This is a genomic window from Jatrophihabitans endophyticus (genome assembly GCF_900129455.1).
GTDB lineage: Bacteria > Actinomycetota > Actinomycetes > Mycobacteriales > Jatrophihabitantaceae > Jatrophihabitans > Jatrophihabitans endophyticus.
In genome coordinates, this window is record NZ_FQVU01000002.1 from 709,591 (window position 1) to 723,775 (window position 14,185).

Annotated in this window: 7 protein-coding genes; all 7 read left to right on the forward strand. The window is 74.2% G+C overall.

Translation table 11 applies throughout. The annotated features are described in order from the left end of the window. The first annotated feature begins 5 nt into the window (after window positions 1-5). The 7 genes from BUE29_RS08720 to fabD all read left to right on the forward strand — a co-directional run bounded on the left by BUE29_RS08720 (window position 6) and on the right by fabD (window position 14,069). Window positions 6-1,199 (forward strand): alpha/beta fold hydrolase, encoded by a 1,194-nt coding sequence (locus tag BUE29_RS08720; protein WP_073388661.1) that lies wholly within the window; start codon window positions 6-8, stop codon window positions 1,197-1,199. After that, window positions 1,196-8,104: a non-ribosomal peptide synthetase gene (locus tag BUE29_RS08725; protein ID WP_073388672.1), complete on the forward strand. Its 6,909-nt coding sequence runs from the start codon at window positions 1,196-1,198 to the stop codon at window positions 8,102-8,104. The genes BUE29_RS08720 and BUE29_RS08725 overlap by 4 nt, the downstream gene beginning before the upstream one ends. Beyond that, window positions 8,101-8,856: a thioesterase II family protein gene (locus BUE29_RS08730; protein ID WP_073388676.1), complete on the forward strand. Its 756-nt coding sequence runs from the start codon at window positions 8,101-8,103 to the stop codon at window positions 8,854-8,856. Before BUE29_RS08725 ends, BUE29_RS08730 begins: the two co-directional genes overlap by 4 nt. Before the next feature lie 68 nt (window positions 8,857-8,924). Continuing rightward, on the forward strand, window positions 8,925-9,821 hold the full coding sequence (locus BUE29_RS08735; RefSeq protein ID WP_073388678.1) for a DUF6039 family protein: 897 nt from the start codon (window positions 8,925-8,927) through the stop codon (window positions 9,819-9,821). Between the two features lie 9 nt (window positions 9,822-9,830). Next, entirely contained in the window at window positions 9,831-11,081 is a 1,251-nt protein-coding gene (locus tag BUE29_RS08740) for a hydroxymethylglutaryl-CoA synthase family protein (RefSeq protein WP_073388681.1), read from the forward strand. Next, the gene (locus tag BUE29_RS08745) at window positions 11,081-11,824 is read left to right on the forward strand and encodes an enoyl-CoA hydratase-related protein (protein WP_073389587.1); all 744 of its coding nucleotides are present in this window, start codon (window positions 11,081-11,083) and stop codon (window positions 11,822-11,824) included. Before BUE29_RS08740 ends, BUE29_RS08745 begins: the two co-directional genes overlap by 1 nt. 1 nt (window position 11,825) lies before the next feature. Next, window positions 11,826-14,069, forward strand: a complete 2,244-nt coding sequence (fabD, locus tag BUE29_RS08750; protein ID WP_073388683.1) for an ACP S-malonyltransferase — start codon at window positions 11,826-11,828, stop codon at window positions 14,067-14,069. The last annotated feature ends 116 nt before the right edge of the window (window positions 14,070-14,185 follow it).

Sequence of the window (14,185 nt, forward strand, 5' to 3'; positions counted from 1 at the left end):
ACGTCGTGGTCGACCTCGAGAGCCGGCAGGCGATCGCGGACCTGAGCGAGGCGCTCCTCGCCTGTCGTCCGATGATCGAGCGGTTGGACGCGCCCGTGCGTGTCGCGACCGGCGGTGTCGCGACCGGCGGTGCCGCCGATCCGCTGCCGGTCGCCAACCGCGTCGCCGCCGCGCTCGGCCTGCCGCAGCTCGCCGCCGCGGGGGACGGTGACGGTGACGATGATGGTGACGGTGTGTTCCACGGCGTGGTGTCGGACCGCATCGCGCTGGGCGGCCTCGCGGCCGCGCTCGCGCGCATCCCGGCCGACTCGGACGCGGTGGCGGCGCAGGCGGCACGCTGCGCCGCGGCCGACCTCGCGTCGTGGTGCGAGCGGGTCGCCGTCCCCGTCGACGGCGGGGCCGAGGTCACGGCCTGGGTCGCCGGGGACCCCGACGCGCCCGCTGTCGTCCTCTCCTCCGCGTGCGGCATGCCGGCCCGGCTCGCCGAGCCCTGGCTGCGGCACCTCGCGGTCGGCCGGCGCGTCGTGCTGTGGGAGAGCCGCGGGATGTTCGGCGACCTCGACGGCTTCCGCGGTGACACCGACGTCGACGCGCAGGTCGCCGATGCCCGCGCTGTCCTCGCCGCACTCGACCTGCACGGCGTCCACCTCGTCGGGCTGTGCGGCGGGGCGGTCGTGGCCGCGCGCTGCGCCGCGGCCGAGCCGGAACGGGTGAGCTCGCTGAGCCTCTGGCACGGCGACTTCGACCTCGGCGACGCCGCGCCGAAGACCGATCACCAGCGCAACCTGCTCGGGCTGATGGACATGGCGGTCGCCGCGCCCGACCAGGCCGAGAGCATGCACGAGGTGGTGTGCCAGTCGATGCTCGGCACGGTGCCCGCCGACCTCGCGCCGCTCGTCCTCTACCCCTACCTCACTGCGGAGCTGTTCCTGCGGTACTGCCGGCTCAACAGCGCGATCATGCACTGCGACCTGACCGCGACCCTGCGCGACATCGCACAGCCGACGCTGGTCGTCACCAGCGCCACGGACGACACCGCGCATCCCCAGGGCTCGCGGGAGGTCGCGCGACGACTCGCCGCGGCGACGCTCGTGGTGAACGAGTCCGGGGACCACATCTCGCTCTTCCGCGGCGACCCCGGCATGCTCGCCACCCTCGACGAGTTCCTCGCCCGGACCGTCGTGGGAGCCGGACGATGACGGCGACCGCCTCGGCGCACGACGCGCCGGCCGCCGATGTCGGACGCTCGGTCACGGCGCTGCTCGGCGACGTCCTCGGCCACGAGCCCGTCGCCGGGAGATCGCTGCGCGAGTGCGGACTCGACTCCGTCGCGGCGGCCCGGCTGCGACTCGAGCTGCAGCGTCGACACTGCGTCGCGGTCTCGATGACCGAGCTGGCCGGGTGCGCCGACGTGGACGCGCTCGCCGAGCTGGTGGCCGGCCGCGACCGCGCCGCCGACGGGGCAGGCCTCGGCGAGCCCGAGCACGACCCCGCGATGCGGTTCGAGCCGTTCGACCTGACCCCGATGCAGCAGGCCTACCTGCTCGGCAAGGACCCCGGCCTGGGCAGCGACCCGATCGGCTGCCACCTGTACCGCGAGTTCGCGGTCGCCGACCTCGACGTCGCCCGGCTGCGCGCGGCATGGGCGAACGTGATCGCGGAGCAGGACATGCTGCGCACGGTCGTCACCGACGACCAGCGGCAGCGGGTGCTCGAGTCCGTCCCCGACTGGGAGATCGCCGAACACGACGACCCGGCCGACGTGCGCTCCCGGCTGTCGCACCGGGTGCACGACGCACAGCGGTGGCCGCTGTTCGCGATCGAGGTGAGCGGCGGGGACCTCGTCCACCTCAGCATCGACGCGCTGGTGACCGACGGGGCCGGGCTCGACTGCCTGCTCGAGCGCTGGTGGCGGCACTATGCGGACCCCGAGCTCGCCGTCACGGTCCCCCGGCTGCGGCCGCGGGACTGCCTCGGCTGGCTGGCCGAGGCGGGCACGGCCACGCGCGAGGCCGACCTGCGGCACTGGACCGAGCGCCTGACGGACCTGCCCGCCGGGCCGCCCGTCCTTGCCCACCTCGACACCGGCAGCGACACCGACAGCGACACCGACAGCGACACCGACAGCGACACCGACACCGCCGCCGGTGAGCCGCGGACGACCCTCGACGCCACCCTGGACGAGCGGCAGTGGGCCGCGCTGCGGCAGCGCGCCGACGCGCTGGAGGTGTCGGCCAGCGCGCTCCTCCTCGCGGTGTTCGCCGACGCGTTGCGCCGCCACTGCGACGAGCAGGACGCCGCACCCACCTTCTCCGTCGTCCTCACCACGAACCAGCGCGACCGGCTGCCAGGGGGCGCCGCGGACGTCGTCGCGCCGTTCACGTCGACGGCGGTGGTCGTGGTGGACGACGCTGTCGAGCGCGGCGTCGACGACGCCGCGCGGACCCTGCACGACCGGCTGTGGGCCGACCTCGACCACACGTCGGTGTCCGCGCTGGAGGCGATGCGCGAGGCCCGCACGGCCGGCAGCGTGCCGCTACCGGTCGTGTTCACCAGCCTGCTCGACGGCGCGCGCTCGGTTCCGGCCGGCAGCTTCGGCGACGCGGTCACCTACAGCGCGTGCCAGACGTCCGGGGTGGCGATCGACTGCCAGGTGGCGGTGTCGCGTGGCGGCCTGCACGTGCACTGGGACGTCGCGCCGACGCTCATGCCGACCGGGACGGCGCAGCTGCTGTTCGCCCGCTTCGTCAACCTGCTCGCGCTGGCCGCGATCGTCGACGGTGAGACCCGCGAGCTGAACGAGCTGCAGCAGGCGTATCACGTGGCCCGCGCCGGGGGGCCGGTCGCGTGGGACGGCTGCCAGGTCTACCAGGCGATCGAGGTGGACGACCTCGACGCCGAACGGCTCGGCGCCGCGTGGTCGGCGATGCTGCACCGGCACGAGGCGCTGCGGTCGGTCGCGGTCACCGACGGCGAGCTGGTCGTGCTCGGCGCCGGGCCGCCCGCGTGGGTCGTGCCGGTCGTCGACGTGACCGATGAGTGCGACCGCTACGAGCAGGACCTGGCCCGCTCGCTGGTGTCGCACGCGTTCCCGCTCGACTCCGCGCCGCAGTCCGACCTGCGCGTGACGGTGCGCTCGGGGCGCCCCGCGCTCGTCCACCTGACCCTCGACCTGCTGCTCCTCGACGGCCGCAGCACCCACCTCGTCGCCCGCGAGCTGATGCAGCGCTACGCCGACCCCGCCCAGGACGTCCCCGACGATGTTGCCGACCGGCCGGAGCCCACCGCGGCCGACCCCGTCACGGCCGACCCCGCCGCGGCGCGCGAACACTGGGCCCGGCGGGTGGCCGACCTGCCGGCCGGACCGCGACTCCGGCGCGAACCGGGCGCCGACCCGACCCGGGTGCGGCGCGCCGCGACGATCGGCGGCTGGCGCGCGACGCGTGAGCGCATCGAGGCGACCGGCGTGTCCGTCGACGCGGCGCTCGTCGCCGCTCTGAACGCCGCGCTGGGCTCGGTGCACGACGAACGGTTCGCGACGACGCTCGTGCGGTGGACCGCCGGCACGGAGGGTCGACGACCGGGTGAGCACACCGCGCTCAGCTGGCTGGTCTCCGAGTGCGACGACCCGGCCGCGGCCGCGGCCGGGCTGCAGCGCGCGGTGGACGACGACGCGGTCGCCGACGCGGCGAGCGGTCTCGCCGCCCTCCGGCGTCGCGTCCTCACCTCGCCGGAGGCCGCCGGGGCCGGCTACCCGGTCGTGCACACCGGGTTGCTCGAACTCGCCGACCGACCCTGGCCGGCCGGGGTCCGGCTCCGCGAGTGGCTGACCTGCACACCGGACGTGTCGCTGGACTGCATCGCGATGGACACCGGGACCGACGAGCTGCACGTCTGGTGGGACTGCGTCGACGCCCACTTCCCCGACGGCACGCCGGACGAGCTGTTCGCGCGTTACCAGGAGGTGCTCACGGCGCACGGGGGTCACGCCGCCGACCCGGCCGGCCGGCCGAACGCGGCCGAGATCGACACCATGCTGCGCGCGTGGAACGACACCGAGCGGCCCTTCCCGGCCGACGGCCCGGTGCACCTGCTGTTCGAGGCACACGCCGCGACGAGCCCCGACGCGGCCGCAGTGCGCTGGCGAGGCGGCCAGCTGAGCTACGGCGAGCTCAACCGGTGGGCCAACGCGATCGCGCACCGGCTCGGCGAGCTCCGGTTGCCGGACCGGCCGGTCGTCGCCGTCAGCGCCGTCCGCGGGCCCGCCATGGTCGCGGCGGTGTACGGCGTGCTCAAGGCAGGCGGGGCCTACCTCCCCGTCGACCCCGGCCTGCCGGCGGAGCGGGCGCTGGACATGATCACCGACTCCGGCGCGGCCGCGCTGGTGACGGCCGGGGACCGTGGCTGGGAGCCGCCGGGCGAACTGCCGACGGTCGCGGCCGACGAGCTGGCGACGTCGGGCACGGACGAGAACCCTGTCGCCGTGCAGGGCGTCGACGACCTCGCCTACATCATCTACACCTCCGGCAGCACCGGGCGCCCCAAGGGCGTCGCGGTCACGCATCGCCCGCTGCACAACCTGTTCCGGTGGGCGCAGCGGCTGTTCCGGTTCGGGCCGGACGATCTCGGCCTCTGCGTCACGTCGCTCGGCTTCGACCTGTCGGTCTTCGACCTGCTGGGTCTGCTCGGCCACGGCGCGGCCGTCTACGTCGCCGACGGCGAGCAGCAGGCCGACCCCGGATTGCTGCTCGACGTCGTGCTGGCGGAGCAGATCACCTTCTGGAACTCCGCGCCGACGACGCTCAACCAGCTGGCGCCGCTGTTCGAGGAGCCGTCCGAGCGCGCCCGCGCCCTCCGCCTCGTCTTCCTCAGCGGCGACACGATCCCGTTGACGCTGCCCGCGCAGCTGCGCGCGGCGTTCCCGACGACGCAGCTGATCAGCCTGGGTGGGGCGACCGAGGCGACCGTGTGGTCGAACTACTTCCCCGTCGTGGCCCAGGATCCGCAGTGGCGCTCGATCCCGTACGGCCGTCCCATCGACAACGCGCGGTACTACGTCCTCGACGACGCGGGCACGCCGTGTCCGCCGGGCGTCGAGGGCGACCTGTTCATCGCCGGACCGTGCCTGAGCTCGGGGTACGTCAACCGCCCCGAGCTCACCGCGGAGCGGTTCGTCCGCGACCCGTTCCACGACGGTGACGAGCGCATGTACGACACCGGCGACCGCGCGACCCACCAGCCGGACGGCACGATCGTCTTCCTGGGCCGGCGCGACCACCAGGTCAAGATCCGCGGCTTCCGCGTCGAGCTCGGCGAGATCGAGCACCGGCTGCGCGAGCACGGCGACGTGCACGACGTGGTCGTCCTGGCTCGCGACGACCCGCGCGGGGACAAGGTGCTCGTCGCATACGTCCAGGCGGCCTGCGACTCGATCGATCCGGCGGCGCTGCGCCGGCACGCCGCGCTGACCCTGCCGGACTACATGGTGCCCAGTCACGTGGTCGCGGTGGCCGAGTTCCCGGCGACCGCCAACGGCAAGCTCGACCGTGACGCGCTGCCCGAGCCGGGTGCCGCCGCGGAGCCCGCGCCCATAGACGGCGCAGCGGAGGTCGACGACCCAGCGGAGGACGACGACGCCGCGGCGGTCGACGACGCAGCGGAGGTCGACGACGCAGCGGAGGTCGACGACGCCGCGGCGGTCGACGGTGCCGCGGACGACGGTGCCGCCGGGGAGGAGGCCGTTGCCGTGACGGAGGTCGGCACCGCGGACGACGTCGCCACCGCGGCGGGGCTGCCCGCCGAGGTCGCCGCGCTGTTCGCCGAGGAGATCGGCGTGGGCGCGATCGACGAGGACGCCGACCTGTGGGACCAGGGCGCGACCTCGTTCACGATGGTCCGGGTGTCGGCGGCGCTGAAGAAGCGCTACGGCCGGCGCGTCCCCGTCGCCACGCTGCTCGCGGACCCGACGGTCGGTGGCATCGCCACCGCCGTGGCACAGCTCGCCGGCCTGCCCGACCCGGCCGCGACGACCCCGCCTCCCGCACCGGCAGCGCCTCCCGCACCGGCAGCGCCTCCCGCACCGGCAGCGCCTCCCGCACCCGCAGCACGACCCGACATCGACCGGGAAGCGGGGCCCGGCGAGGTCGACCTCCTCGACGACGAGCAGCGCGAGAAGTTCCACGCCGAGCACTGGAACGTGCGCCCGGTGCCCGCCGCGGACACCGCGATCGTCGACCTGCCGCACCCGCACGGCGGCGTGCCGTACGAGCGGCACGCGGTGCACCGCGAGTTCGAGGACGCACCGGTCCCGCTCGCGGACCTGGCCGCGCTGCTGGCGCTGCTCGCGCCGCGCGAGGACCGCACGCGGCCGCGGTTCCACTACCCGTCCGGGGGCAACACCTACGCCGTCCAGACCTACGTCCACGTCCGCCCGGAGCGCGTCGACGGGTTGGCCGCGGGCGTGTACTACTACCGCGCCGACGACCACCGCCTCGAGCAGGTGGGTGAGGACGCCGACGTCCCGCGCACGATGCACTTCTTCTACAACCGCGAGATCTTCGACCGGGCCGCGTTCCAGCTGTTCCTGATCGGCCAGCGGCACGGCATCGAGCCGCTGTACGGGCCCGACGCCGACCTGTTCCTCGACGTCGAGGCGGGCTACATGGGGCAGTTGCTGCTGGACGGGCAGTCCGACGTCGGGCTCGGGCTGTGTCCGGTCGGCACCGTCGCCGTCGACCCCCTGGCCGCCGCGTTGGACCTCGGCGCCGGTCACCGCTTCCTGCACGCGTTCCTCGGCGGCCGCGCCACCGCATCGCCGCCGCGTCCGGAGCCCGCGACCACGACGTCCGCGAACACGGCGCCGGTCGTCGTCACCGCCGTCGCCGGCCGCTACCCCGGTTGTGCCGACCTGGACGGGCTGTGGGGGCTGCTCAGCAGCGGTGGGACCGCCTTCGGTGACGTCCCCGTGGCACGTCGGCAGCACCTCGGGGACGCGCCGCCCGGGGGTTACCTCGACGACCTCGGCGACGACGAGGACCTCGTGCGCTACGGCATCGCGCCGGCAGAGGCCCGCACGCTGGACCCGCAGCTCGGGCCGCTGCTCGACGCCGTCCGGCGCTGCGCCGAGGACGCCGGGCTGCGAGCCGAGCGGCTGGGCAAGGCCGGCCGGGTCGGCGTGTTCGTCGCGACGATGTGGCCCGACCACCACGCGACCGGCGCCCAGGGTTGGCGCGACGGCGAACCGGCCGTGCGGTCGGGCATCGCGGCCGACCTCGCCAACCGGATCTCGCACGTCTTCGGCCTGCAGGGCCCGAGCCTCGCGGTGAACACGTCCTGCTCGTCGTCGCTGACCGCGGTGCATCTCGCGCGGCGGAGCCTGCAGGACGGTGAGTGCGACCTCGCGGTGGTCGCCGCGTCCAACGTGATCACCCACCCGTACCACGTCGGTCTGCTCGCCGGTCTCGAGCTGCTCGGCGACACCCCGACCCGCGCCTTCGACGGGACCGCCACCGGCTGGACCGTGGGCGAGGGCGTCGGCGCGATGATGCTGCGCCGGGACAGCGATGCGCGCGACGCCGGCGATCCGGTGCACGCCGTGATCGAGGCGTCCTGGCTCGGCCACGCCGGCCGCGCGCAGCGGTTCGGCGCGCCCCGGGCCGACGGCCTCGAACAGTGCCTGCGCGACGGTCTGCGTGCCGCGGGGCTCTCCGCCGCCGACATCGACTACGTCGAGTGCGCCGCGGCCGGTGCGACGATCGCCGACGCCGCGGAGCTCGCCGCGTTGACCGCGGTGTTCGCGGGGCGGGAGACCCCGGTCGTCGTCGGGACGGTCAAGCCCAACCTCGGCCACCTCGAGGCGGCCAGTGGGCTGTCGCAGCTGACCAAGGTGCTGCTCCAGCTGACGCACGCCCGGATCGCGCCGACCCTCGCGGCCGCGGCCGACAACCCCCTGGTCGAGTGGGACGAGGACGTGCTGCGGCTCGCGACCGGGGACGCCCGGCCCTGGCCCGACGGGGGTCGGCCGCGTCGTGCACTCGTCAACGGGCTCGGCGCGACCGGCTCGTACGCGCACGTCGTGATCCGCGCGGCGGAGGAGGAACAGTGACGCAGTGGCTCGCCGGCGAACGCGACGACTCGGCGCAGGTCCGGCTGTTCTGCTTCGCCCACGCCGGCGGCGGGCCGAGCTTCTTCCGGCCGTGGCGCGACGCGCTCGCGCCCGAGATCGACGTGTGCGCCGTGCATCTGCCGGGTCGGGAGAGCCGGCTGCGCGAGAGCGCCATCGACCGGATGGACGCGCTGCTCGACGAGCTGGTCCCCGCGCTGCGGCCGTTCGCCGATCGCGACGTCGCGGTGTTCGGGCACAGTCTGGGCGCGGCGGTCGGGTACGAGTTCGCCCGGCGCCTCGAACGCGAGCACGGCATCGTCCTGCGCTGCCTCGTCGTGAGCGGCCGGCGCGCGCCCCACCTGCCGGCACGGCGCGACCCGCTCCACGACCTGCCGGAGGCGGACTTCCTCGCCGGCCTGCGCACCCTCAACGGCACCCCGCCGGAGGTCCTGGCCGACCCCACCCTGCTCGAGCTCTTCGCGCCGACGCTGCGGGCCGACTTCGCGGTCAACGAGACCTACGAGCACGATCCGGACGTCGTGCTGCACTGCCCGATCGCGGCGGTGACCGGCGACGCCGATCCCGAGGTCGACCTCGACGAGATCGCCCGCTGGCGCGACGTGACGACGGGGTCGTTCAGCCTGCGCGTCTTCGCCGGCGATCACTTCTACCTCAAGCCCGAGCCCGACGAGCTCCTCGACGCGGTACGCAACGACGTGCTCGCCCGCGAGGTCGCACAGACGCTCAACTGAGGGCAGATCGGCGCCGCCGACCCCGGTACGAACGAGGGACCGACCGACGACCGGACGAGGAGACCACCATGGCCGCGGCCACCGACACCGCCCCGCAGACCACGATCCCCTGCGCGCACATGCAGACCTCGCTCACCCCCGACAAGCTGATCAACTCGGCCAACGCCGGGCTGATCATCCATCGGGTCGGGCAGTTCAAGTACGAGTTCTCCGACGAGGGCCACGGGTTCTCGGTGGACCTGCTCAACTACATCAACGAGAACCAGCTCGGCACCGCGACCACGTTCTGCTACGAGGAGACGTTCGGCGTCCGCGACCGCGTGCACTGGCTGATCCACATGCGTTCGGCCGACGCCTACAAGAAGCTGCTGCACATGGTCGACCACGACGAGAAGTTCCAGGACATCTCGATCCGCGACCGGTTGCCCGAGAAGGGCCACGGCAACTGGGAGAAGATCTTCATCGAGTCGAGCATGCAGGAGCGCATCCTCGTGCCGCAGCACGGCGTCAACCAGCACCACGACGACGACGACGATCCCGACCTGTTCGCCCCGCCGGCCTACAACCAGACGATGCAGCCGCGCGACGAGCAGCTGCACTCGGGCAACGCGGGTGCGATCGTGATGCGCGCAGGCAACGTCAAGTACGAGTTCCGCGAGGAGGGGCGCATCTTCTGGTGGGACTGGCAGGAGCACGTCAACCTGGCGCTCCCGGGCCGGGTGACCTCCTTCCTCTACGAGGAGACCTGGGGCCGGCAGGACCGCGTCCACTGCCTGATCCATCTGCGCGACCTCGAGGACTACAAGGCCGTGCTGGAGCTCGAGCGCGACCCGGCCTTCCGGGAAGAGGTCTACGCGAAGCAGCGCGTGCACGAGTCCAAGGGCGGCGGCACGTGGGAGCAGCTGTTCGTCGACGGCACCATCGACGACACGTTGCTCGTGCCGCGGATGCCCTCCCAGCACTGAAGAGCGCTGATGGCGACCGAGCCCGGCCTCGGCATCGAGGCCGTCAACGCCTACGTGGGGCGGCTCTGCGTCGGCGTGCGCGACCTGTTCGCCGACCGTGGCCTCGCCCTCGACAGGTTCGAGAACCTGATGATGGACGAGAAGTCGGTCAACCTGCCGTGCGAGGACGCGGTGACGAACGCGGTGAACGCGGCCAAGCCGCTCGTCGACGCCATGACCGACGACGAGCGCGAGCGGATCGAGCTCGTCGTCGTCGGCACCGAGTCCGGGCTCGACTTCGGCAAGCCTCTCAGCACGTACGTCCACGAGCACCTGGGGCTGTCCCGCCGCTGCCGGTCCTTCGAGGTCAAGCACGCCTGCTACGGCGGGACGGCCGCGCTGCACACGGCCGCCGGGCTCGTCGCGCAGAGCCCCGTCCCGGGCGCGAAGGCGCTCGCGATCGCCGCGGACGCGCCGAGCAAGGCCGCCCGCGGGACGTACTGGGAGCCGTCGGAGGGCGCCGGCGGGGTCGCCATGGTGATCGGTCGCGAACCGGCCGTGCTGGATCTCGACCTGGGGGCCAACGGCTTCCACACCTACGAGGTGATGGACACCGCGCGGCCGAGCCTGGACGCCGACCTCGTCGACTCCGACCTCTCGCTGATGGCTTACCTGAGCTGCGTGCAGGCGTGCGTCCAGAACTACTGCGACCGCGTCCCGGACACCGACGTGTTCGAGACCTTCGACCACCTCGCGTTCCACACCCCCTTCGCGGGCATGGTGAAGGGTGCCCACCGGGCGCTGCTGCGCAGCCAGCACGCCGTCGCCGCCGACCGCATCGCCGCGGACTTCGCCGAGCGCGTCGCGCCGTCCCTGCACTACCCGCGCCGGGTGGGCAACCTGTTCTCCGCGGCCCTGTACCTCGCCCTGTGCTCGCTGGTCGAGAACGCCGAGTTCGACCGGGCGCGGCGGATCGGCCTGTTCAGCTACGGGTCGGGCTGCGCGTCCGAGTTCTACAGCGGTGTCGTGCCTGCCGACGCGGCGCGTGCCGTCGGGCCGGCACCGGATCGGTCGGTGGGGGCGCTGCTCGACGAACGCCACTCGCTGACCGTGGCCGAGTACGACGACATCGCCGACGCCGACCGGCGCAGCTTCGGGGTTCGCAGCGCCACCTTCGACAGCGGGGACTTCGAACCGTTCTTCGGCAAGCAGTTCGCCGGGCAGGGGCTGCTCGTCCTGGATCGCATCGACGAGTTCCACCGGGAGTACCGGTGGACGTGATGGAGCACCCGGCCGTCGTCGCGGTGAGCATCGACCGCGGTGACGGTCGCAACTCCCTCGACGACGCGATGATCGGCGAGCTCGACGCCGGACTGACCAAGGCCGAGGCCGACAGCGGGTGCCGGCTGTTCGTCGTCACCGGCGGCGCGGGCGTGTTCAGCACCGGCATGGACCTCGCAGCGGCAGGATCGTCGCCCGGGACGGCCGCCCAGGTCGAACCGGGCGGCGCGTACTTCGACCTGCTGCTACGGCTCGTCACCACGCCGCGCACCGTGGTCACCCTGGTCGACGGCCAGGCCGCCGGTGGCGGTGTCGGTCTCGTCGCGGCGTCGGACGTCGTGCTGGCGACGGGCACGAGCACGTTCGCGCTGCCCGAGGCGTTGTGGGGCCTGCTGCCGTGCGTCGTGCTGCCGTTCCTGCGTCGGCGCATCGGCGGCCATCGGGCGCGCTCGATGATGGTGACCACCCAACCCGTCGACGCCGGGACCGCGCAGTCGTGGGGACTCGTCGACGTCGTCGGCGACGACCTGCCCGCGGCGCTGCGGCCGATCGTGTTCCGGGCCGGCAAGCTGGCCGCCGAGACGATCGGGGCGGCGAAGCGCTACGCCGCGCGGCTGGATCCGATCGACGCCGACACGCGGACGGCGGCGGTGAGCGAGCTGGCCGAGCTGCTGGCCGCGCCCGCCGTGCAGGAACGGCTGGCGGCCTTCGCCGGCTCCGGGAAGTTCCCCTGGGAGTCCTGACATGGCACGAGCCTGGCTGTTCCCCGGGCAGGGGTCCCAGCGCCGGGGGATGGGCGCGGAGCTGTTCGCGCGCTTCCCCGAGGTGATGGCGACCGCCGACGAGGTGCTCGGCTACTCGGTGGCCGAGCTCTGCGCGCAGGGCGGCGCGGCACTCGCCAGCACCGAGTACGTGCAGCCGGTCATGTTCGTGCTGAACGCGCTCCACGCCCGGGCGCTCGCCGAGGACGGCCCGGCTCCGGACGTGATGGCCGGGCACAGTCTCGGCGAGCTGAGCGCGTTGCACGCCGCCGGCTGCTTCGACCTCGCGACCGGGCTGCGCCTCGTGCGCACGCGGGGCGAGCTCATGGCTGCGTGCCCGTCCGGCGCGATGATGGCGGTGCTCGGCATCGGCGCCGAGGAGCTGACCGAGGTGCTCGACGCCCACGCGATCGACACCGTCGACGTCGCCAACCACAACCTGCCCGACCAGATCGTGGTGTCCGGCCCGGACGCCGACATCGACCGGCTCGCCGGCCTGATCGCCGAGCACACCGCGGGCAAGACCACCCGGCTCACGGTGAGCATCGCGGCGCACTCGCGCTACATGCAGCCCGCGGTGGACGGCTACCGGGCCGCGCTCGACGCCGTGGACTTCGGGGCGCCCGACGTCCCGGTCGTCGCGAACGTCACCGTCCGCCCGTACCGGTCGGACACGATCGTGGCCGGGCTGCTGGGTCAGCTGACCGGGCAGGTCCGCTGGTGGGACACGATGACCGCGCTCTCGCAGGACGGCGTGGACGAGGTCGTCGAGGCGGGCCCCGGCGACGTACTGACACACCTGTGGCAGCGCGCCACGCAGCGGTGGGCCGAGCAGCTCGCCACCGCCGATCCCGAACCGAGTCCCGGGCCGGCGCCGCCGCCCGCCGCGTCCCCCGCCCCGTCCCCCGCCCCGTCCCCCGCCCCGGCGCCCGGGCGCGGTGAGCACCACTGGGTGAGCGCGCTCGGCGATCCCCGCTTCACCGCGGCGTACGGCGTGCGGCTGCCCTACCTCGTCGACGCACTCCCCCACGGCATCAGCGGGCCGGCGCTCGTGCGGCGCCTCGCCGAGGCGAGCCTGCTCGGCTTCCTCGGCTCGCGAGGGCGCTCGCCGGAGCAGCTGACGGCCGACGTCGCCGAGCTCCGCGGCACGACCGGCTGGGGCATCGAGCTGCCCGCCCGGCTGCCCGACGCGCGGCGCACCCGGGCCGTCACGTCCGTCGCGATCGCGGCCGAGGTGCGTCACGCCGTCACCGGCGGCTGGGCCGGGGTGGGGCCGGAGCTCGTGCGCTGGCGCTTCGCGGGCACCGGCGGCGGGGAGGGGCGACGGTTGCTGGTCCGCTTCGCCACCGCCGACCACGCGGCCGCCTTCCTCGCGCCGGCCGACCCCGACGTCGTCGCCGAGCTCCTCGCCGCCGACGTCCTCACTTCGGCCGAGGCGGCGGCCGCCGTACGGTCGCCGGTCGCCACCGACCTGTGTGCCGAGCCGGGCCCCGGCGGGGAGGGCACCGGGGTGGAGCTGCTGCTGCCGGTGCTGCGATCGCTGCGGGCGGCCGCCGGTCGCGACGACGCCGTCCCGGTCGGCGTCGCCGGTGTCGGCACCCCGGCCGAGATCGCGGCCGCCGTCCTGCTGGGCGCCGACTTCGTCGTCACCGGTGCGGTGAACCACGCGACGCCGCAGGCACGTACCTCGGACGCCGCCAAGGACGTGCTCGCGCAGCTGGAGCTCGACGGCACGGTGCTCGCCCCGAGTGCGGAGCTGTTCGCGCTGGGCGGGCGGGAGCCCGTGGTGCGCGACGGGTCGCTCTACGCGGCGCGGGCCGGGCGGCTGCACCAGCTCTACCGCACCCACGGGTCGCTGGCGCAGGTGAGCGAGACCGTCCGCGCGCGGATCGCGCGCGAGTGCTTCGGTGGCGCGCTGCCGGCCGCGTCGGCAGCGGAGCCGCGCCGGGCGTTGGCCGACGCCGTCGTCGGCTACCTCGACCGCGCCGCCGCGTGGGCGATCGCGGGCGACCCGGCGCAGCGGTTGAACTGGAACATCCCGAGCGGTCCCGAGGTCGGTGCCTTCAACCGCATCGCGCCGGAGCTCGGCCTCGCCGACTGGCGCGAGCGGGACGTCGTCGTGCTCGCCGACCGGCTCACCGCCGCCGCCGCGGAGCTGCTCGACCGCCGCGTCCGCGAGCTGCTCGGCCGGGCCGACCGCTCGATCGGAACCCCTGCTCAGTTCTGAGCAGGCTCGGAGCAGGCGCGCTCATTAGCGTCCAATTCGAGGGGGTCGATCGCCCTCTGCGCACGCGGGGGATTCCTCCCGCGCCTCGCGCCCGCGACCTCGACGAACGAGAAGAC

Coding starts and splice junctions, on each gene's coding strand:
- BUE29_RS08725 (WP_073388672.1), top strand. CDS start 1,196: ATGACGGCGACCGCCTCGGCGCACGACGCGCCGGCCGCCGATGTCGGA.
- BUE29_RS08735 (WP_073388678.1), top strand. CDS start 8,925: ATGGCCGCGGCCACCGACACCGCCCCGCAGACCACGATCCCCTGCGCG.
- BUE29_RS08740 (WP_073388681.1), top strand. CDS start 9,831: ATGGCGACCGAGCCCGGCCTCGGCATCGAGGCCGTCAACGCCTACGTG.
- BUE29_RS08745 (WP_073389587.1), top strand. CDS start 11,081: ATGGAGCACCCGGCCGTCGTCGCGGTGAGCATCGACCGCGGTGACGGT.
- fabD (WP_073388683.1), top strand. CDS start 11,826: ATGGCACGAGCCTGGCTGTTCCCCGGGCAGGGGTCCCAGCGCCGGGGG.